Raw genomic sequence first — 20,962 nt, 5'->3', positions numbered from 1 at the left:
GAAACATCTTTTCAAAATAGCGAAAAAGCTTAAACCTGGCATGGTCGCAGCCTTTCCTATTTTATTAGCAGCGATATTTATTCTCGTTAATGTCGCCATCTGGTGGGCCGGCCCTTGGTTAACGATTGGCGAACAGACACCGTTGGCATCTGTGATGGCGCGTGCGATATTCAGTGGCTTTATTACCTTGGGGGCATTAGCCATTTGGGGTGTTTGGCAATGGCGTAAGCTGCAAAGTTTCCAGGCAGAGCAAGCGCACACTGAGCGACTGCGTGAAGACCCGATTCAGATATACGAAGAGCGTCAGGAAAAAGAGTTGAATCAGGTGATTGCTAACATGAAGCAAAATCTGAATAAACGTAACCATCTGTACGCCCTGCCTTGGTATCTTGTTCTAGGGCTTGAAAACGCTGGGAAAACCAGCCTGATTAATCGGTCAGGCCAAAACTTTGTTTTTTCGTCTGTGATGCGTGCATCGGGAAAAAAGAGCGAAAATCCTTACTCATTTGACTGGTGGATCGGAGATGAGTCTGTACTTATCGATCCGGATGGTGAGTTGCTGACGCAAGGCAATAAAGATGAAAACAATGATGGCGAGCTTGAGCGTCGTTTGTGGTTGCATTTTGTTGAGTGGCTTGAGCAAACTCGCAGTCGTCGCCCTCTGAACGGTATTGTTTTAACGTTGGATGCGTCACATTTAGCGACTGCTACTGCATCAGAACGCAAAGCGTATGCGAATTTGTTGCGTGCGAGATTACGTGAGCTGATGGAGACGTTATCCACCAGACTACCTGTGTATATCGCACTGACTAAGCTAGATTTGTTGTATGGTTTCGAACCGTTTTTTAAACATTATTCCAAACAGCAACGCGATGAGGTGCTTGGCTTTACCTTTTCTTTAAACTCGGTGGATGACTTGGACTCATGGCTGAAAGAGTTCGATGACGATTACTCTGCGTTTATTGATCGCATCAATGCCATTGTTCCTCATGCGCTTGCTGCCCCACTTGATTTTGAAGATCGTAAAGCGATTTATAGCTTCTCACGTCAAGTCGCCGGCCTTAAAGATATTCTGGCGACATTTTTTAATGAAGCATTGGCCAGTGATCAATTCTCGACATCGGCATTGGTTAGGGGCGCCTATTTCACCTCTGTATATCAACAAGGGGTGCCAACGAATGCGTTTGATGATGCTGCTTCTCGTCGTTATGGCTTATCACATGCGGTCAACCACGCTCAAAAATCTAAGAACTCAACGGTTTTCTTTACCCAAAAACTGTTTAGCAACATTATTTATCCAGAAGCAGGGCTCGCCTCAGATAACTTTCGTGTGGAAAAACACAAACGGCGCTTAATGGGAATGTCGGTATTGGCTTGTTCTATTGCTACTCTTTTATTAGTGGGCACGTGGCATCGTTATTATGTTACTAACGTGGAGCATGCGGATGCTGTTTTGACAAAGGTCGATCAGTATAAAGCTCAATTCTCAAGTAATACGAGTAGTGCATCTCAACGAGAAGTGCTTAAACCACTCAATCAGATCCGTCAGGCGACGCTGGAATTCGGTTTTTTCCGAAAAAAACCTAAATATATTTCAGAGTTTGGGTTGTATCAAGGTCATGTGATTGGGCCGAAAGTCGAACAAACCTATCTCAATTTACTAAAGAGCCGATTCTTACCACTCTTAATGGCAGATACTGTAGTCGATATTAACCAAGCTGAGACGGATCAGGAGCAGCTAGTTGCGTTACGTGTTTACCGGATGATGGTTGATAAGAGCGGCCGCTACCATGATTATGTAATGGACTATTTTAGCCAGCAATGGCAGCAAGAGTTTGCAGGCCAAAAAACGATTCAAGAGCGTTTGCTCGACCACCTTGATTACGCTATGCGCCATACTGATTTGACTGGCGAGCGCATAAGAGGTGATAGAATCTCTGATCGAGTAATGCGCCCTTACGATTTTACTATCGCTCGTACGCAAGCGTATTTACGGACTATGCCAACGGATCAACGCGTGTACCGGAACTTAAAGTTAGATGCGGAGACGATTCTGGGTACGGGAATGAATCTACGTAACGAGGTAGGGCCCGTCTTTGACGTCGTTTTTGATGAGCGGGAAGTCGATAGCGACAACTTATATATTTCTCAAATGCTCACGAAGAGTGGCTTTGAAGACTATTTTATTCCTAAGCTGCAATCGGTTTCTGACTTGGCGTTAATCGATAGCTGGGTGTTAGGTGAGACCGAGACGGCGGAGTTCAGTGAGGCGGATAAAAAAGCGCTAAGAAATAAAATACGTGACCTTTACGTTGCAGATTACACCAATACGTGGCGCACTGCGCTCAACGAAATTAATATTAAATTTTTCAGTGATATCAATGATGCTGTAACAGTTCTGGATAATTTTACAGGTCATGTCGGCCCCTTACAGCGTTTACTGCGTACACTTGAGACCAATACTCAACTTGCGTCGGGACTTGGGTTGGATGAAGATGCCCAAGAGGCAATTGCAGAAAATCCGAAGTATGAAGTTGCGTCACAAATACAAGCGCCTTTTTCGGATCTAAATAACCTTGTTAAAGCCGTGAATGATAAACCGGCTTATCTGAATGAAGTATTGGCGTCGGTGCAAGATTTAAAAAACTACCTTAAATCTATCCAAGATGCCCCCGATGTCGGAACGGCAGCACTGGATGCAACTAAAGCACGTGTCAAGCTCGTCAATACTGACCCCATTTATACGCTTAAACGTATTGCGACAGGATTACCTGAACCGCTTGACGGCATGGTTGATACATTGGCTGATGAAAGTTGGCATGTCGTAAAGCAAGCGGCGATTAAGCACCTTGAAACTCGTTGGTATCAAGATGTATACCGCCCTTATCAACAAAAGTTGGCGAATCGATATCCATTTAACCCGAATGCCAGTAAAGATGCATCACTTAGCGACTTTGAAAGCTTCTTTGCGCCGGAAGGAACCCTGGATAACTTCTACAATAGTCAGCTGAAAATGTTCATTGATGAAAATATCTCGGTGGGTGCGCAGGGGGGAAATGGTTCTCTGATTCGTCCCGATTTGCTAGCGCAGATCCAAAAAGCACAAAAAATCCGCGAAGCTTTCTTTAATCGTAAAGGTATTTTGGATGTGAGCTTCTCAGTAGAGCCTCTGCGCTTAAGTAGTAACAAGCGACGCAGTGTCCTCAATGTTGATGGTCAGTATGTAACATATAGTCACGGGCCACGAGACAGTATTGAGTTAATTTGGCCAAATACGCTTCGTGATTCGGCGACGTCTAAATTAACCTTGGTTCCCACCAAAACCAATTTGTCACCACGTAGCGTTGTAATCCGAGGCCCGTGGGCTCTGTTCCGTTTGTTAGATCGAGGTGCAGTGGTATCTGCAAGCACGACCTCGGTTGATTATCAATTCAATGTTGATGGCGGTGGAATGATCTATCGTGTTAATGCTCAGGCTGCCACTAATCCATTCACGCAGCGCTTGTTCAAATCGTTCAAGCTGTCACGAAACCTCTACTAACTGATCATGGGGCGAGTGTCTCGCCCTTGCTTTATCAGGAATGCTAAATGTCTTTTATACTCTCGATTGATAACCAGCCTTTTCGTATTATCCAAGATGTTCAACCCTTGCGTGATGACGAGCGTTATCAAGCAATTAGAGATCAAATTAATAAGCGACACTCGCCATTATCTGGGGGAACCGATTGGCAGTTTGTAAAAGATAACTGTCAAGCGCTCGCCAGTGAGCAGGGCATTGATTTACTGCTCAGTGGCTACTATACCGTCGCGGCGTTAAAAATTGGCGGCCTAGCAGGATTTGCAAATGGGTTGGAATTGATCCTTGCTTGTTTGAATAACGAGGAAGAGGTGTCTGAAAAATGGGCCCGGGCGCGTAAAGAGGCGCTGGAGTGGGTGAATGCTCGCGTATTGGGGGAGCTTAATCAGATAAAACCAGATCAACAAGCATTACGTGAGTTGTACCGTTGTGAAAAGCTCTGCGATACCCTGTATCATGTGTTCGAACAGCAGCAACCAAAGCATGTGGTTGATTATGAGGGACTCGCGTATGTTTTGTTTGAGCATATTGATCGTATAGAAACGCGTTTTCATAGCGTGATAAAACAACAGCAGAAAAACGAGAGCCTTAACCCTACGATCACGGTTAAAAAAAGCCGACTTCGCAGTTTATTGGCAGGGATTGTAGGTGCTGGCTTAGTGGCGATCGCCTGGTTGGGCTACCCACATATTCCCTATTTTCAAACCCCGTATAAAGTGGATACGTCACAGCCTTCCCTTAACAACGCTCAAGTGCTGAGTGTGTTCTCCAAGCAGTATTCGCCGGCAACGTTGTCGCGTTGGGAGCCACAATTTATTCCTTTATACACTGACGCGGTCGAGCAGGAGATGGCGCAATCGGTTGAAGCGGCGAAAGTCTCTGCCAAACAACACCTCAATGCGTTAACTAGCTTGTACGGTGATAACGAGAAAACGTCTTCACTATTAGCCGCTTACCAAGCTGAGCGTGCTGCAGCGTTGGAAAGTACAGCGAAATATATAGATAAGTTCCGCGCGGTTCGAACCAAGATGGCGAATATCGCGTTGCTGGCAGAGCAAAATCGCTGGTGGGCATTACAGAAGCAAACACGCTCGTTGGAGAGTTTTGCTATCGGACTTTCTCCTATCTATGGTCGTGCGGATTATGTGACGACTTTAGTCGAGCAGGGAGAGATAGACAAAGCTAATAATGAGCTGTTCGTGCTCACTGAACGTCTGAATCACCTGAGTTGGAAAGTCTCGCAGCTGCAAGATGTTATTGATGAAAACAAGAGCAAAGATGTAGAAACGCGCAAATGACCCTGAGTAACTTTTTGCTTGGCTTGGCAAGAAGTTGCTTGGCACGTGCAAAAAATTGGTCAGATTCTATCGGTGATGCGTTTGTGGAAGGCCACGAAGACGAGATGCTGGTACAACAGTTTAACCACAATGTGACCGTGCCGACGGACCCTCAATCAGGTCAGCCATCTGGCCAACGTGTGCACAAGCCATTTAAATTCACCGTTACGCTCAACAAAGCGGTACCGTTGCTTTATAACGCACTGGCGTCAGGCGCAAGCCCTAATCCTTTATGACGACACAAACAGCCTTGAGGGTAGGTTCCGTCCTTTTGGTCGTGTCTATTTGCAAGCTGTTACAGCCAACTCTTTGTAAGTGCAAAATCGCTAAGTAAGAATAAGTTGCTAGACGGGTGTTACGAGCCCGCTGAGACGCACTGCCAAACCTTCTACAGTTATTCATTCCCGACAAGTCTATGTACAGCCTGCTCTGCACTCATCGGTTTGAAGAAGTAAAATCCTTGGATCTCGTCGACGCGCCAGACGTTGAGGATACGCAATTGTGACGCGGTTTCTACGCCTTCTGCAACTGTGGTCATTCCCAACTCTTGCGCCATGTTAATGATACTGCGAACCAAGGTTTTGGCTTTATCATTGGTTTCAATTTCGCTCATGTAAGATTTATCGAGTTTGACGATATCTAACGGGAAATTGCATAAAGAACTGAATGAAGAGTATCCGGTTCCAAAGTCATCGAGAGCCAGTTGTACGCCTAACGCTTTTAACGCATGCATTCGTTTGATGGTTTCTTTATCAGCACCTAGTAGAATGCTTTCCGTTACTTCGAGTACTAGCTGCCCCGGGGCAAGCTGATAGCGATTGATCAAGCGTTTTAGCTTATCCAATAATTGTCTCGCCCCAAAGTGAGGGCTAGAGAGGTTGACATGAATGGTGAGCCGGTGCTGCGATTTTTTACTCCAATGCTTTTGCATGGTTTGTAAAAATGCGCAGGCTTTTTCTAACACCAGTTCATCGAGCTCAATAATCAATTTGTGTTTTTCGGCCAAAGGGATAAAAACACCCGGCGATATCATCCCCAAATCGAGATGATGCCATCGTGCTAGTGCTTCAAAGCCAATCACTTGGTTGGATGTGGCGTTAACAATGGGTTGGAAGTAGGCGGTGAACTCATTATTTTTCAACGCCGAAACAAGGTTGCGGTTGATCACCAAGGTTTCTTGCGCCGCTTTTGCTGTATTGTCATCAACAATAGTGACATTGTGATTTGGCCCTTCCTGTTGCTCAATCGCAAAGTAGCCACAGTGAACAAGGGGCTCAAAATGTGTAAACGCTAATGCTGGTCCCAGCATTGCGGCTTTTAGGCCGATATCAAATTCTGCGCTCGTCGCGAATAGATGATTCGCACTGGCTTTAAGCACCGTATGTGCGTGACGCACAAACTCATACTCTGCCATACCATCCGTAAACACGATAAACTCGTTTTCGCTAAGTCTGCCAACCGTTGCATGCGGAAACTGGTTCTGTAAAGAGTCGGCGATATGCTTAACCGTACTGTCGTAGGCTTCATGCCCATATATCTCGTAAATTTCGCGAAGGCGTGTGGCGATAAAGTAGAGGGTGAAAACAGTCTTACTTTCATCTAGCGCCTCGTTTAATGCCTTGGTTGTCGACGGCCTATTGAGCAAACCAGATAAGGTGTCATGGTGTGAGAGTGTTTCTATTAGCTCGGCTTGTTGCTTTTGCTGGCTGATATCTTTTACCGCGAGCATGGCAGTGTGGGGAGCTTGGCTATCAAGTCGTATCGCCTCTATGTTGCAGGTAATGGCTTGCCCTGTTGCACATCGTAGGTTTGTTTCAAAATTCACAACGCTTTGATTTTTTTGATGTTGGAATGCGGTCAAGAGAGCGTGTATGCCGTCGGTATTGCTCAGGAGCGTATCGAGCGATGTATCTACTAGCTGTTTTCGTTGATGGCCAAGCAGCTTAAGTAGCGCCTGATTAACATCCACAATGCGCTCATTTTCTAGAATGATCATACCGAGGTGCTGGCTATGGTATAACGCATCAAATTTTGCCAATGTTTCTTGAAGTTGCTGTTCGGCGTGAGAAGAGGCGCTTGCCAGCGCCTCGATTTGTTCAGTGATGCGGGTAAAGGTATCTTTTGGTGTTGCCTGCGGAGCGGTGTCACCAAGCAATGCGTTAACACTTTTTTCAAAAGAGATAAATTGCCTAGCAATATTGTGCCGATAAAGTAGATAAACCAATAAAGCAATGAAAGAGGTCATCGCCAGTAAGGCTAAGATAAGGTATTGAAATACTTGCTTTCCTTTTTGGAAGTAACGGCGAGGCTCGGAAGTTTCTAAGGCCGCAATAGGAAGATGACTCAAATCGTATAAAGACGTATAACGAGTTATTTTATCATCAGTGCGGATAATGCGATCAACTGCCGCTCTTCCTGCGGCATAATCATTGTCAGCGAGACGGTTGTTACCCGCTAATATGTTGTCGTAGGCGGAGGGGAATCTTCCCGTTAGTGTTTGTCCCCACACCATCCAGCCGACAGCCGGAGTAGCACCAGAGCTGTCTCGGATTGGATTAACACTAACGACCCAAATGTGCCCTCTTAACTTTAGTAAGCCAGAAAGAGGCGATAGCGCCTGGTCCGGTAGTGATTGGTTAATATGAGCTGCAACAGCAGGCGAACGATATATAGCATCAATAATCGACTTTTCATTCGCATCTCCAATGACTTTTGCTTCAACGACGTGGCCATTTAAGTCGGCAAATCCCATCATATCGAGTCCTAGGGCGATTAACGTTTCATCCTCTAAGTTTCTCTCAGCATAGTCACTACTGGTCGTCGTAAGGAGCTCATAGGTATCGTCCCAATAAGCCCAATCAATGGCATATTCGACTTGGTTATCTATCACCCGCTGAATGACGGCTTTGGCTTGTTGGTTGGCCTTTGTGATTTCTATGTCTTCTAAATGATTAATGCCAAATAAAAAGAAATAGCGTGTTAGCAACAGGCTACTGAAAATGATACCGAGTAAACCTAATACAAAAATGAGTGCTGCTTTGCTGTGAAGCGTGATAAACCGCGTGCGTGTCATATAAACACCTAGCCAGAAAATAAAGGTGGCCAATCACCGTTGTTCTCAAACTAGGTGAATACAGTGTAACTATCAATATAGTCAGCTATGTATTGAGATATGAAAGAGAATTTAAACATGAATGGTACTGATGGTGGAGTATATTAAGGCACTTTACAGTGTAAACTCGACCACATAAGTGACATTGTCACACTTTGATTTGAAAAAGAAAACCAGTTGCTGATACGTATAATCGTATTAAGTCTATCGGTTAGGGGGCTAGAATGGGATGGGGTATAAACGCCCTCGTATTAAGCTGAATACGAGGGCGAGGAGGCTGGGGCTAGTGTTTAATGGATGGATGATTCCAGCTGCCAATGATGTGCGACGGTGTTTTTTTTGTCTTTGGGCGACTGAATAGTGAAAGCGATACAAAGTGAAATGGCGATCATCACCAGCATGACACTGAACGCGGCGACAAAGCCACCAAATAGCGCAGCAATGACAGAGCCCATAAAGCTGCCCACACCAAAGCCAAGATAAATAAACCCGTAGTTCTGGCTGAGATGATTCATACCAAAATAGTCGCTGACTAAGGTTGGGAAGACCGTAATTGCGCCACCAAAGCTGAATGCGACACAAGCAACTGATAGATAGAAACTGTATTGGTCAAGTGGCATAAAGCGGAGCATGCCGACACCGGCGGCGCAGACCAACAGCGCTAAGCCAACCACTTTGCTGCGCGCCATGCGGTCAGACAGCACACCCAGCACCAGACGGCCGCCTAGATTTGCCAGTGCGATAATGGCAACGGCTTCCGCAGCGGTGGCAGCATCAAGGTGGACATAAAGTTCACCCACATCTTTAGCGACGCCAATGACATAAAGCCCACTCATACAAATCGTGACGAATACTGTGGCAAGCAGCCAAAATTGTGGCGTTTTAAAACACTCAGAGAGCGTGTAATCGGCAGGTGCATCGGTCTCAGACGCGTTTGTAGCTGCTTTTTGCTGTGGTGCATCGTGCATCAGTGCGCCGCCAATCACGACCATGACACAGGCCAGAACCGCCCACATTTGAAAGCTGAGTGCTGCACCGCCTGCGGCTAAAAAGTATAGATTGATGTATTTAAAACCTAAGCTGCCTAACCCATAAGCGCCAATGGCACAAGCTGAGGCAAGCCCTTTGTTTTTTGGAAAAAAGCGTACGCAATTGGAGAGCGTCATGAGATAGCCAGTACCGTCAGCCAAGCCAATCAGAAGGCCGGCGGTCAGATAAAGTAGCCATAGTTGGCCGACGACAGAGGTTAGCGCGAGGCTGGCGCCAAGCAATAAGCCTGCACCGATAGTTACACGGCGCACACCAAAGCGTGCTTGCAGATGGCCGGAAACGGAAGACGCCAAAGCCAATGCCAGTGTCATAATACCAAAGGTGAAGGCGACTTGATTGACGGGTTCGTCAAACTGAGCGGCAAGGGGGGCATTAAACAGGCTCCACGTATACACAGAGCCGAGTGCAAATTGGGCTAATACAGTGCCAAGTAGGGTTTTCATGCCGGGGGATAAACGTGCGTTCATGGTAACGCTCCAGGGTTTTATCTGTTGGGAACACCCCCAAGATACGACCTTGAATCCCCACATCAAGAGTAGGTGAAAAAGATAAAATGAGCTGCAGTTAGCGGGCATGAACTGCAGCGAGATGGCATGAATTACAACTGCATTCGTTCGCGAAACGCCTTCAGATTCCCGCGGCTGACCAGCACAGGATCAGGAATGCCAGGCAGAAAGACTTGGTAGGTGCTATTTAAGCCTGGGGCAATTTCGGTGATTTTATCCACGTTGACGCAATACGACCGATGGCAGCGGAAAAAGTTGGCAGGCAATTGTGCCATTAACTCACTGATAGTGTAGGGCACATAGAACTCGCCATCTGGGGTATACACCAAGGTGGTCTTTTCGTTGGCCGCGGCGTAAAGAATGTCGGCGGTATCGGTAATGCGGATCCGGTTATCGCGCATTAAATGCAAGGTATGGCGTTGCTCTGTAAGGGGATCGACGGGTGCAGCCGCGATAGCAAGCTTGTCGAGCACGCCTTTCACGCGTGTTTCGTTAAGTGGCTTAAGCAAGTAATCGAATGCCTCAAGCTCAAATGCATCTGCCGCATGCTCTTTGTAAGCGGTGGTGAAAATCACAAAAGGTGGGCGCGCATCCGCGTGTAAACTCCGTGCGAGCAACATGCCATCAATGGAGGGGATGTTGATATCTAAAAACAGTACGTCCACTTTATGGGTCTGCAGGTATTTAAGCGCCGCTAACCCATCATCAAAACTCTCGGTGATAGTAATAGCACTGTGCTTTTCAATGAGGTATCTCAACTCTTCTTGAGCAAGATATTCGTCTTCAACAATGACAGCGCGCATTATGCCTCCTTGTTTTCGACTGTAAATGATACCCGCGTGCCTGGGTGAAGTGGCTCGACGGAGAGGCCTTGACCATAGAGTAAGATCAAGCGCTGATGAACGTTCATCAAGCCAATATGATGGCTGTCGATGGTGCCATGATAAAGCTGTTCAACGATATTTGGGTCGATGCCCACACCGGTATCTGTAATGCTAATTTCTGCGCCGCGTTCAATCGCACGCACTGCAATGGTGACATCACAAGGACGGCGAGAAGGTTGAAAGCCGTGGCGAATGGCGTTTTCCACCAGTGGTTGTATCAGTAAAGGCGCAATATTAATGTCGGTCGTTTCAATATCAAAGTGAACGGAAAGTTTGTCACCAAAACGTGCCTGTTCTATCGCCACATAATCTTTGACTTGCTTAATGGCATCAGTGATAGGGATCAGATCTTGCGTGCGCTCTAAGTTGTAGCGCATAAAGTCGGCTAGATTGGCAATCAAGCCACGGGCGTCATTCGGACGCAACCGGATCAAGCTGGAGATCGCGTTGAGAGCGTTGAACAAAAAATGAGGGTTAATTTTACTTTGCAGCGCGGTAAACTCGGCTTTGCTCGCCATTTCTTTGAGCTTTTGTATGCGCGCCACTTCCATCTGCGTTGAAATCAATTGCGATAAACCAATCGCCATTTCCTGCATCGGGCGACGGATGCGATGAGGTTCACGATAAAAGACCTTTAACGTACCGGAAACAACACCGTTTTCCCAAAGCGGAATGATCAACAAAGAGCGAAAGTCGTGCACGTTGAGATCATTGCTGATGATTTGTTCACCGGTTTTTACTGCTTGCTGAGTAAGGCGGCTAATCTGGTGATGGGCATCAATGTATTGCTCCTCACCAATGCCAACATACGCCAACACATCGGCGGTATCGGTAATGGCAACGGCATCGGCACCGGTGTCTTTACGAATAATACTGCACGCTTTGGTTAAGCCTCGTGTTTCACCGCGCCGAAAGTAAGGCAACGTACGGTTGGCTATATCCAGCGCCTGTTTGGCTTGCTGGGCGGCGAGGTGTTCTTTTTCATCATCGATGTACTGTACCAGTTGAATGATCAGACCAATACAGACGGTACCTGCAATCATCGGAAAGCTAATGGTCGCGACAATGTGCTGTGCTAGTGTTTGATCACTCGCCAGTAACAGAATCAGCAACATGGTCAACGATTCACAGATCATCCCCGCTAAAATGCCATAACGGGCATAGTGCTGTTTATCAGCGCGATAATGGATCAGTGCAGACAGGCACCCAGCAATAATACTGGCGATCAAACAGGCCTGTGAGGTTGGCCCTTCAATATCAATGAGATAGCGGTGAATACCTGAGACGACGCCTGCTGTCACACCTACCCAAGGACCAAATAAAATGCCCCCCGCGACGATGGCGATGATTCGCACGTTAACCAGTGATCCATCTACATTGACACCTGTGTAGGTGCTGAACAATGCAAACAACACAAACAAGGTGGCAATCAGCGCCGTTTCCATCGGATGGCGCTGGGTTTTCTGCACAATGGTTTGGATCAGGTGGGTGCGAGTGAGCCAAAACAGCGCCATAAGGAGAAGGGCGGCGCGTTCAAACACAGCCAGCAACATTAAAAATTGGTCGTTGTAGAATAGCAAGGCGGGTTACCGTTTACAGAACTAGCGGGTTATCAATCCGCTTTATCACACACAGATCAGTGAGCGGTGAAAAAGGAGAGAGCGGAAAGTGTTGAGTAGGCTTGAAAAAGCGTCAAGCCTACAGCGTCATTATGGTATTACTTACGGCGGCAGAACTCTGCAATCACAAATAGGGTTTGACCGTTTACTTTGCCCTGCACATGGGTCGGATCATCGGTCAAGTTGATGCCGCGGATCACGGTGCCTTGTTTGATTACTTGGCTTGAGCCTTTCACGGGCAAGTCTTTAATGACGGTCACATCGTCGCCTTTTTGTAATGCAACGCCGTTAGCGTCCAACACTTTGACTTCTTCGATGTCTTGACCCGTTTCAGCCCACTTACGCACATCGTCTTCCATATACATCATGTCGAGATTATCTTGCGCCCAACTTTCGGCTGAAAGGCGAGAGAGTTGGCGATAAGCAACAACTTGAATGGCCGGCTCTTGGCTCCACATACTATCACTCAGACAGCGCCAGTGGTTGACATCCATGTTGTCTGGGTTACTTAACTGATCATGACACGTGCCACAGACTAATACGCAGCTGTTCGCTGTGGTATCTGGCGAGTACGGGACTTCATACACAGATAAGTTGTCTTGGCGGGTGCAAAGTTCACATTGGCCGCCACTGCGTGCCTGAAGCGTTTGTTCAATACTCATGTTTTATCTCACAACTGGCAGGGACGTCCCTGCATTAACAATGGGGCTGAGTGTAATCGCTGACATAAATTCTTACAAGCTGTAAGGGTTTGTAAGAAAGCAGGGATGTTTCGTATGGTGCCGAATAAAAAATGCCACGTATCGTAAGATGGCGTGGCATTTTTGGATGAATGAAGCGTGTGTATTAAGCGTTTGCCGTGTCCTGTTTGACCACTTCATGATGATCGAAGATGGTTTTGTCTTGGCCACCGGTTAGGCGAGATGTGATAGTACCTGCTGTCATTGAACCGCTGACGTTAATTGCGGTACGGCCCATATCGATCAACGGCTCAATAGAAATTAACAGACCCGCCAATGCCACTGGCATATCCAGCGCGGATAACACGATCAATGCAGCGAAGGTCGCTCCACCGCCTACGCCAGCAATACCAAACGAACTGACGGTGACGATAGCCACCAAGGTAGCGATAAAGCCCGGGTCCAGTGGGTTAATACCAATGGTCGGTGCAATCATGACCGCCAGCATTGCTGGGTATAGACCGGCACAGCCGTTTTGCCCCATGGTGGCACCAAATGAGGCTGAGAAGTTGGCACTGGCTGGGTCATTGCCCAAGTTCTTCATTTGAGAATCGATATTGAGCGGAATCGTCGCGGCACTAGAGCGAGAGGTAAATGCAAATGTCAGTACGGGAAGCACTTTTTTCATATACTGCGCAGGGCTGATGCCAGTAAACCCAATCAGTACCAAGTGCATCACGAGAATAGCGCCTAGACCCACATATGAAGCAACAACAAAGTTTGCAAGTTGTAGAATTTCACTCACATGCGAACCGGCAATAACCTTTGTCATTAGTGCTAAAACACCATATGGCGTTAAGCTAATAATCATGCGCACCAAGGTGCGAACCAATTCTTGTGCAACATCCATAAAGCGCTCAAAACGTTCTCCCAGCTCAGGCTGAGTGCGAGAAAGAGTCACTCCAGCTATCCCCACTAGGGCAGAGAAAATCACGACAGCAATGGTCGACGTTGGACGACTTCCAGCTAAATCCGCAAAAGGATTCTGTGGGAAGAACGAAATGACCATATCCGCGAGCGACAAATCTTCAACCGTACCGAGGCGTTCCTCTAAAGCTGCACCGCGTGCCATCTCACGAGCGCCTTGCACGATATCTTGTGCGGAGAGGCCAAAGAGGTTGCTCACTAGCACACCAATGAGCGCCGATGCTGCGGTTGTTGCTAGCAAAATACCGATATTTAAGCTGGATACTTTACCGAGTGACCCTGAGTCTTTGACCTTTAAGATGGCACCAATGATAGACACGGTGATCAGCGGCATAATGATCATTTTAAGTAAGCTCACATAGCCAGAGCCCACGATGTTGATGTAATTGATAGTCTCTCGTGTAATTGCTGCGTCAGCGCCATAAAGAGCTTGAAGCGCAGCACCAAACGCGACCCCCAAACCGAGGCCAGTAAAGACACGTGTCGAAAGTGACTTTTGCTGCTTATGTAGCTTTACAAGCACCGCCAGCAACAGCGAAAAAGCGATCAGATTTAAAAGGATAACTGTCATAGTCGGCGTTCCAATCTAGAGAATTATAATAATTTGAGCGTAAAACCCCGTGAATAGCGCTAAGGGATCTGTATTAATGCGCATCTTATGCCGAGAGGTGCACATAATGAAGACCTATGTCACATCTTAACTAGATAAAAAAAGCACTTATTAAAACTAAAAAGAATATGGCACAACGATTGTGCGACGATTGATGACATAGTGTCCAATAGAAAGCATGTATCAAAGCAACCTGTTCTAAAACGGGTGTTCGTTCTATTAATACGATAAGGCTTCCGGTAAGGTGAGCCAACGTGCGTTAACTCGCAAGCGCCGTGATGATTGGTGTATGCATACATTAGGAGTGGTGTGTTATTGATTTAAAGGATCGTAAATGAGCAGAAAAGTCTACTTTTCAACCCCGGGTCGGTTTAGCGCAAAGCGTACACTGGTGGGGGTTATCAGCCGATGTCATCATCGACTGGCGCCGAGTCACGCGAAGACGGTTGCCCGTAAGCTATTCCTCACGCCGACACGCAGCCCCGCAGTTAATTCAGCGCCCGAGGGGCTGGTACGATTTAAAGCGCAGAGCCAACAAGGTGAGTTGCAGATGTATAGCGTAGGGGCGGGACCGACTTGGTTGCTCACTCATGGTTGGTCAGGTTCGGCAAGCCAGTTTTTCCCGTTAATGACTCACATTGCCTCATTAGGGTTTCGTGCGGTCGCGTTTGATCACCCTGCCCATGGAGAGAGTGGTGGACAACAAAGCCATATTCCAGGTTTTGTACAGGCCATTAATGATGTATTGGATCAAGTGGATAATGTCTCCGGTGTGGTGGCCCATAGTATGGGGGCGGCAGCCGTATTAGAAAGCGAACATCCGCAGCTTGATGACTTGCCATTATTCCTGGTTGCCCCAGTGCTGAATTACCGTGAAAATTTGTACGCGACGGTACAACAGTCAGGATATTCATTGAAACTGTTTGATGAAATTGTTCAAGAAGTGGGTGACCAGCACGGTTATCCGATCGAAACGATCGAGCCACTAGAAAAACTGGGGCTCCGTCGTCAACCCGTGGTCATTGCCCATGATCGACAAGATCGATTTGCGTCGTTTTCCGTCACAGAGAAAGCAAACGATTATCAACATGTACGCTTGCTGCCTACCGAAGGATTGGGGCATGGGCGTATTTTGAAAAGTGAGGTGGCGCTGCAAGCGTTTTCCGATCTTGCCGCTAAGATGAATCCTGCGGTGTATAGTGTTGATAATGCAACAGAAAATAGCAGTGTCTCAACTTGCTGAGAGACACTAGTAAAAAGCAGTCGCGACAGAAAAAAGGCACCAGCGTAAGCGGGTGCCTTGATGTGCTTGGTTTAATGAGTGTAATTACTCGCCTGCTATCGATAGGCGGGCAAACCGGATCCGAGGGGCAAAGAAAGCCCCATCGTAGTTCGGGGTGACCGTGTTACCGATTGCATCTATCTCGTTGAGCAGGGTATAAAAATTTCCCGCTACTGTGATACCACGCACAGGGCGAACCCGTTCTCCATCACGGCACAAGAAGCCACTGGCTCCAAACGAAAAATCACCACTTATCGCATTGGCACCAGAATGCACGCCCTGCAGTGATACTAGCTCTAGATATTCGCCTGCATGAACGTCCGCTTCACTTTGTTTGCCTGCCCCAATCACGTCGTGACGTGAGGTGACATCGAGTCCCCCTTTGGGGCTACGACCCGCGTTGGCGGTATGGCGAACACCAAAATGGGTTGCCGTTGCGCTATTATGCAAGAATCCCACTAATATTCCATTTTCAATCAAAGGCGTATTGCCTGTTGCAAATCCTTCACTGTCGAAGGCTTTGATGCGCATGCCACCCTCGATACGTGCCACATCCGTGATGGTGAGAGCTGGGTCTGCGATTGGCTTACCCACTTTATCGCGCAATGGGTTGGTGCCGCGTTTGGCGGCGTCGCCAGAAAAGCAACTACCAAATGCGCCGAGCAACTCGCTTAAACAGTCATGCTCAAAAACCACAGGGTATTGACCGGTTTTGATGGGGCCGCCATCTAATAGCGCATCAGCGGTTTCGTAGGCTAACCGAGTGGTATGGTCTCGATCCAAATCGGCGAACCGGCGTGATACCGATGCGCCTAAATGCATAGACTGTTTACCTTCATGGTTCAGCAATGCAGCGGTATAACAGCTAAAACTACGCTCGCTGTGGTAACAGCGCGTGCCAAGCGTGTTGGCTAGCAGCTGGTATTGCGTTTGCTCACCGTAGCCATTGTAAGGAGCACCGGTGGCGCGTGGCTGTTTTACTACGTCTTGCTCCATCGCCAGCGCTAATGCGATCTTGTCTTCAATCGGGGTGTTGTCTGCTTGCAGTAAGCTGGGATCTTGCTGATCAATTTGCTGCCCCTCGGCGCGAATTTGCTGATCGGGGTCGGCTTTAGTAAAACTCGCGTTTGTCAGTGCCGCGTTGACCATACTCGTTAAGCTCTCGCTATCGAGCGATTCCGAATAGCTGGTGGCGACTTGATCTCCTTTGATCACCCGCACTCCGATCACTTGACCGGCGGTGACTTTGTGCTCGGAGAGATCGCCTTGGTCGGCTTTGAGTGACAAGCTTTCGCTGGCGTTGGCAATCACGTCTGCTTGCGCACCTTGCTGTTTCACCAAGCTGAGGACCTGATCGACGGCATCGCTTAGGGTTGCTTTAATGGTTTGCTCACTCATGCGTTACCGCCTCCTACTAAGATGTTGTCGACTTTTAATGCCGGTTGGCCCACTGTGGTGGGGACTGAGCCGCTCACCGAGCCACACATGCCGGCGGCAAGGGCAAGATCTTTGCCGACCATACTGATTTCTTTGAGAACTTTTGGGCCTGTACTGATTAAGGTGGCGGATTTGAGGGGGGCGGTGATCTTACCGTTTTCGACTAAATAGGCTTCTTGCACCGCAAAGTTGAACTCGCCGGTTCCTGGCTGCACTGAGCCTCCCCCCATTTTCTTGGCGTAGATACCGCGCTCCATCGACCCAATCATCTCGTCAAGCTGATCATTGCCTGGTTCGATAAAGGTATTGCGCATCCGAGAGGTCGGCGCGAATTTGTAAGACTCACGACGACCCGAGCCGGTGCGATCATACCCGGTTTTCAGGCTACCCATATGATCGACCATAAACGAGGTGAGCTTACCGTCTTTGATGAGCTGGGTATGCTGGGTTTCCATGCCTTCGTCGTCGATATTGATCGACCCCCATGCGTTAGCCAAGGTGCCATCATCGACCGCACTGACGACCGGACTAGCGATCATTTCGCCCATTTGGTCATGGAATACCGAGGCTTGTTTTGCGACGGAGGTGGTTTCGAGCAAATGGCCACAGGCTTCATGGAAAATGACACCACCAAATCCATTGCCGATGACCACCGGCATTTCGCCTGACGGGCAGGCTTGAGCCCCCAGTTTTACCAGTGCTTGACGTGCAACCCGCTCACCCATCGCGATGGGATCGACATCGTGGTGGAATTCCCAGCCGGTAAGTGCGCCAGGGGCATCAAATCCAGTGGACTGTTCTTGTCCATCGGTAGCAACGGCGGTGGCGGCGATACGGGTGTAATGACGTGTATCGCTGACGTGGAGTCCATTTGAGTTAAATATTTCAATCTGTTGCTCGCGTTGGCCGACGCGGCCGATAATTTGCGAGATTTTATCGCTCTCTGCGCGAATGCGTTGGTCGACTTGGCGCAAAAATGCCACTTTATCTGCCACGTGGTGATCGCGTGATAAGGGCGCCTTGACCGGATGCTTATCGTCAAATTGGTTAAAGTTGAGGGGCCCCGCGGCGGCGATTTGATCACGCTTGTCTCGCGCACAAAGTAAACTAGTTACTTTTTTTAACTGCTCTTCGTCGCGGTGATTGGTATAGCCATAAAGGACTTTATGGCCAAAAAATAAGCGGATGCCAATGCCAAAATCAATCCCTGAATTGACTTTATCCACCTCACCAGACAGTAACTCGACATTGCCCGAGTGATGGCGCTCGACAAAAAGCTCGGCAAAATCTGCGCCTAAAAACAGGGCATGATCAATCACCGATTTTGCCGTTGATGGACTCAGCATACTTCCTCCTAAGAAGTGTATTATCGAACCCCTTAGTCTACCAACCTTTTGAGTGTAATGATCACCGTCAAAGATGAGTGCAGGGTATTTCATCTTTTTCTGTGTTATTCACACATCGTGTAGACGTTTAAAGAGCCGCTTCTTTTCCCTCGCGTTGAAATGCGATCTTCGGACAGGCATCCGTTATAATTGCGCCCATAAGATAACCGCATAGGACAACGTGATGGATAAAGTGGCGGCCAATATTGTGACTGGCTTTTTAGGTGTGGGAAAAACCACCGCGATTCGACATTTACTGGCCAACAAGCCCTTAAAGGAACGTTGGGCGGTATTGGTCAACGAATTTGGTGAAGTGGGGGTGGATGGTGCCATTCTGTCTGAGCAAGGTGCCCTGGTCAAAGAAGTCCCTGGTGGGTGTATGTGCTGCGTGGCGGGATTACCCATGACGGTGGGGTTAAATACCTTGTTGGCACAAAAACCGGATCGAATACTGATTGAGCCGACAGGGCTGGGTCATCCTAAGGATATTATTGGCAAGCTAACACAGGATCCTTTTGATTCAACGTTAAATGTGGGCGCGACCATTACTTTAGTGGATCCGCGTTGTATTGACGATGTGCGCTATCGTGAAAATGAAAACTTTCATGATCAAATCGCGCTCGCGGATGTAGTGGTTGCGAACAAGCTTGACCAGTGCAGCGAGGCACAATTAGCCACGTTTCATGACTATGTCGCCGCGTTTGATGGTGAGAAAAGCTTGGTGACTGGTGTGGAACAGGGCGCGCTCGAGACGGCGTGGCTTGCGTTACCGCGTCATGCCCGTCACGCGCACTATCATCACCGCAGCGACGCTGAACCGATGACAACCTTAGCGTTGGGGCCAGGTGACACCTTTACCCGCAAAGAAAATCAAGGACAAGGCTACATTAGCTGTGGTTGGTTGTTTTCTGAACAATGTTGTTTTCCGTTTGATGCGTTGTATGGTTTATTCAGTAACCTGAATGCGCAGCGTATTAAAGCGGTGGTCAATACCGAAGAAGGCTTCTATGCATTCAATGTCGCGAATCAGGTTATCACGGTCACGCCGATGTCGATCGAAACGGCAGAGTCTCGCATTGAGGTAATTGATACCCAGGCTTTGCCTTGGGACGAACTAGAAACCATTTTACTTTCGTTTCTAAAGGCTTCCGACGAATAGCGAGGCGACCGAGTAACGATAAAAGAAAACCGGGCAGTATGACTGACCGGTTTTTTATGCGAGCGATTACTCTGTTCGGCGCTTAATTTGCGTATTTAGCCGTGAGTACCTGCCAGCTTCGCTTTTGCTGATGGAAGCGCAGCTTTAAGTCTTGATACTGTTGGCTGAGCTCGGCGTTTTCCACTTTCTCGCGCAATTTATCCCGCTCAAGCGTGAGTAATTGCTTTTTTAGCGTGTAGTAGTCAGCCATTTTCGCTACCAAGGTGTCGTATTCTTGTTGCAGAATCTGCAAGCGATGGGCGGCATTAGGCTTGTTGCTTAGCCTTTGCGTCGCGCGTTGTAGCTGCATTTTCGCACGTGCCTTTTCAATTTTTTCCTCGGGGGTGACACGTAATTTGTCTGCCAACCCAAGCCAAGCGGCGAGTTTAATTAACCATTTTGTCGGATCAAATTGCCACCAACGAATACCGTTACGGTAGTCATTTTCAAAAATATGGTGGAAGTTATGGTATCCCTCGCCAAAGGTCATAAAGGCCAATACGCCGTTATCGCGGGCGGTATTTTTGTCCGTATAGGGTTGACTGCCCCATACGTGGGCCAGGGAATTAATGAAAAAGGTGGTGTGGTGGCTCAGAACTAATCGAGTAAACCCGACCAATAAAATCGCGCCCCAAACGTCGCCATGAACGAGACCAAAGGCGATAGGGAAGCCAAAGTTGGTGGTTAATGTCAGTGCCAGGTAGTGCTTATGCTGCCACATAACTATTTTATCTTTTTGTAGATCGCGACAGTTGCTGTAATCCGCGTATCGACTGGGGTGGTATTCTCGTAGCATCCAGCCCATGTGGGAGTACCAAAAGCCTCGCTTTGCCGAGTAGGGGTCGACGTCATTATCGTCGACGTGACGGTGATGCACTCGGTGATCGGATGACCAGTGTAATGCACTATTCTGTAATGCAAAGGCGCCACCAATGGCAAAGATAAAGCGTAAGGCTGGATGAGCTTGGTAGGTTTTGTGGGCCCATAGGCGATGGTAGCCCGCAGTGATTGATAAGCCGCAAAAGCTAAAGGCGACAATGAGCGCTGTTACCTGCATCCAATCAAAGCCGTGATGCCAGGCCCAGAGAGGCGTGCCAATTGCGGCTATCAAAAAGGTTAACGTAAATACGCTGATGTTGAGCCAAATCAAACGCGGTTTTTTTGGTGGTGAGGTTGTCGTCTTGGTTTCCATAACTCTTTATCTTTATTTAAGCGTACACTTGTACGCTAGAATAGATGGGGGTGATCGCTTGGTCAAGTACTCGCTGCTACCTTTGTGGGTAAAATTGTTTCTGGGT

Annotated in this window: 13 protein-coding genes and 1 pseudogene; 5 read left to right on the top strand and 9 right to left on the bottom strand. The window is 47.9% G+C overall.

Translation table 11 applies throughout. The features are described from left to right. The first annotated feature begins 40 nt into the window (after positions 1-40). The 3 genes and pseudogenes from tssM to tssD all read left to right on the top strand — a co-directional run. Complete coding sequence (tssM, locus tag BUQ98_RS13245; RefSeq protein ID WP_175566336.1) at positions 41-3,541, top strand: type VI secretion system membrane subunit TssM; 3,501 nt, start codon at positions 41-43, stop codon at positions 3,539-3,541. A 47-nt stretch (positions 3,542-3,588) separates the two neighbouring features. Then, positions 3,589-4,875: a type VI secretion system ImpA family N-terminal domain-containing protein gene (locus tag BUQ98_RS13240; protein WP_074214281.1), complete on the top strand. Its 1,287-nt coding sequence runs from the start codon at positions 3,589-3,591 to the stop codon at positions 4,873-4,875. A gap of 59 nt (positions 4,876-4,934) precedes the next feature. Continuing rightward, a pseudogene (gene tssD, locus BUQ98_RS13235) lies at positions 4,935-5,129 on the top strand (type VI secretion system tube protein TssD); the annotation flags it as partial. Positions 5,130-5,308: 179 nt separating this feature from the next. Here the strand turns inward: tssD and BUQ98_RS13230 are convergent. The 6 genes from BUQ98_RS13230 to BUQ98_RS13205 all read right to left on the bottom strand — a co-directional run bounded on the left by BUQ98_RS13230 (position 5,309) and on the right by BUQ98_RS13205 (position 14,323). Beyond that, positions 5,309-7,987 carry a bifunctional diguanylate cyclase/phosphodiesterase gene (locus BUQ98_RS13230; protein ID WP_074214280.1) on the bottom strand — a complete coding sequence of 893 codons (2,679 nt, stop codon included), beginning with the start codon at positions 7,985-7,987 and terminating at the stop codon, positions 5,309-5,311. 329 nt (positions 7,988-8,316) lie between these two features. Further along, complete coding sequence (locus tag BUQ98_RS13225; protein WP_074214279.1) at positions 8,317-9,543, bottom strand: OFA family MFS transporter; 1,227 nt, start codon at positions 9,541-9,543, stop codon at positions 8,317-8,319. A gap of 131 nt (positions 9,544-9,674) precedes the next feature. Next, positions 9,675-10,388, bottom strand: coding sequence for a LytR/AlgR family response regulator transcription factor (locus BUQ98_RS13220; RefSeq protein ID WP_074214278.1), 714 nt, complete (start codon positions 10,386-10,388; stop codon positions 9,675-9,677). Further along, entirely contained in the window at positions 10,385-12,019 is a 1,635-nt protein-coding gene (locus BUQ98_RS13215; protein WP_074214277.1) for a LytS/YhcK type 5TM receptor domain-containing protein, read from the bottom strand. Before BUQ98_RS13215 ends, BUQ98_RS13220 begins: the two co-directional genes overlap by 4 nt. A 164-nt stretch (positions 12,020-12,183) precedes the next feature. Continuing rightward, positions 12,184-12,747, bottom strand: a complete 564-nt coding sequence (locus BUQ98_RS13210; protein ID WP_074214276.1) for a PhnA domain-containing protein — start codon at positions 12,745-12,747, stop codon at positions 12,184-12,186. Between the two features lie 184 nt (positions 12,748-12,931). Next, positions 12,932-14,323 carry an L-cystine transporter gene (locus tag BUQ98_RS13205; protein WP_074214275.1) on the bottom strand — a complete coding sequence of 464 codons (1,392 nt, stop codon included), beginning with the start codon at positions 14,321-14,323 and terminating at the stop codon, positions 12,932-12,934. A 373-nt stretch (positions 14,324-14,696) separates the two neighbouring features. On the opposite strand from BUQ98_RS13205, the gene BUQ98_RS13200 reads away from it, so the two are divergent. Continuing rightward, the gene (locus BUQ98_RS13200) at positions 14,697-15,605 is read left to right on the top strand and encodes an alpha/beta hydrolase (RefSeq protein WP_074214274.1); all 909 of its coding nucleotides are present in this window, start codon (positions 14,697-14,699) and stop codon (positions 15,603-15,605) included. Positions 15,606-15,689: 84 nt separating this feature from the next. On the opposite strand, the gene BUQ98_RS13195 is transcribed toward BUQ98_RS13200, so the two are convergent. Both BUQ98_RS13195 and BUQ98_RS13190 read right to left on the bottom strand, forming a co-directional pair. Beyond that, positions 15,690-17,042 carry a TldD/PmbA family protein gene (locus BUQ98_RS13195; RefSeq protein WP_074214273.1) on the bottom strand — a complete coding sequence of 451 codons (1,353 nt, stop codon included), beginning with the start codon at positions 17,040-17,042 and terminating at the stop codon, positions 15,690-15,692. Next, positions 17,039-18,427, bottom strand: a complete 1,389-nt coding sequence (locus BUQ98_RS13190; protein ID WP_074214272.1) for a TldD/PmbA family protein — start codon at positions 18,425-18,427, stop codon at positions 17,039-17,041. Before BUQ98_RS13190 ends, BUQ98_RS13195 begins: the two co-directional genes overlap by 4 nt. A gap of 223 nt (positions 18,428-18,650) precedes the next feature. Between BUQ98_RS13190 and BUQ98_RS13185 the strand changes: the two genes are divergently transcribed. Next, complete coding sequence (locus BUQ98_RS13185) at positions 18,651-19,625, top strand: CobW family GTP-binding protein (protein WP_074214271.1); 975 nt, start codon at positions 18,651-18,653, stop codon at positions 19,623-19,625. An 82-nt stretch (positions 19,626-19,707) separates the two neighbouring features. Here the strand turns inward: BUQ98_RS13185 and BUQ98_RS13180 are convergent, their stop codons facing one another. After that, entirely contained in the window at positions 19,708-20,856 is a 1,149-nt protein-coding gene (locus BUQ98_RS13180) for an acyl-CoA desaturase (RefSeq protein WP_074214270.1), read from the bottom strand. Between the last annotated feature and the right edge of the window lie 106 nt (positions 20,857-20,962).

Origin of the sequence: Salinivibrio sp. ES.052 (assembly GCF_900141775.1) — a bacterium.
Taxonomy (GTDB): domain Bacteria; phylum Pseudomonadota; class Gammaproteobacteria; order Enterobacterales; family Vibrionaceae; genus Salinivibrio.
This window is presented reverse-complemented; position numbering and strand designations above follow the sequence as displayed.

Bases quoted from the DNA above. Each gene is read 5' to 3' on its own strand.
- tssM (WP_175566336.1), top strand. From the start codon at position 41: ATGGTCGCAGCCTTTCCTATTTTATTAGCAGCGATATTTATTCTCGTT.
- BUQ98_RS13240 (WP_074214281.1), top strand. From the start codon at position 3,589: ATGTCTTTTATACTCTCGATTGATAACCAGCCTTTTCGTATTATCCAA.
- BUQ98_RS13230 (WP_074214280.1), bottom strand. From the start codon at position 7,987: ATGACACGCACGCGGTTTATCACGCTTCACAGCAAAGCAGCACTCATT.
- BUQ98_RS13225 (WP_074214279.1), bottom strand. From the start codon at position 9,543: ATGAACGCACGTTTATCCCCCGGCATGAAAACCCTACTTGGCACTGTA.
- BUQ98_RS13215 (WP_074214277.1), bottom strand. From the start codon at position 12,019: ATGTTGCTGGCTGTGTTTGAACGCGCCGCCCTTCTCCTTATGGCGCTG.
- BUQ98_RS13210 (WP_074214276.1), bottom strand. From the start codon at position 12,747: ATGAGTATTGAACAAACGCTTCAGGCACGCAGTGGCGGCCAATGTGAA.
- BUQ98_RS13205 (WP_074214275.1), bottom strand. From the start codon at position 14,323: ATGACAGTTATCCTTTTAAATCTGATCGCTTTTTCGCTGTTGCTGGCG.
- BUQ98_RS13200 (WP_074214274.1), top strand. From the start codon at position 14,697: ATGAGCAGAAAAGTCTACTTTTCAACCCCGGGTCGGTTTAGCGCAAAG.
- BUQ98_RS13195 (WP_074214273.1), bottom strand. From the start codon at position 17,042: ATGAGTGAGCAAACCATTAAAGCAACCCTAAGCGATGCCGTCGATCAG.
- BUQ98_RS13190 (WP_074214272.1), bottom strand. From the start codon at position 18,427: ATGCTGAGTCCATCAACGGCAAAATCGGTGATTGATCATGCCCTGTTT.
- BUQ98_RS13185 (WP_074214271.1), top strand. From the start codon at position 18,651: ATGGATAAAGTGGCGGCCAATATTGTGACTGGCTTTTTAGGTGTGGGA.
- BUQ98_RS13180 (WP_074214270.1), bottom strand. From the start codon at position 20,856: ATGGAAACCAAGACGACAACCTCACCACCAAAAAAACCGCGTTTGATT.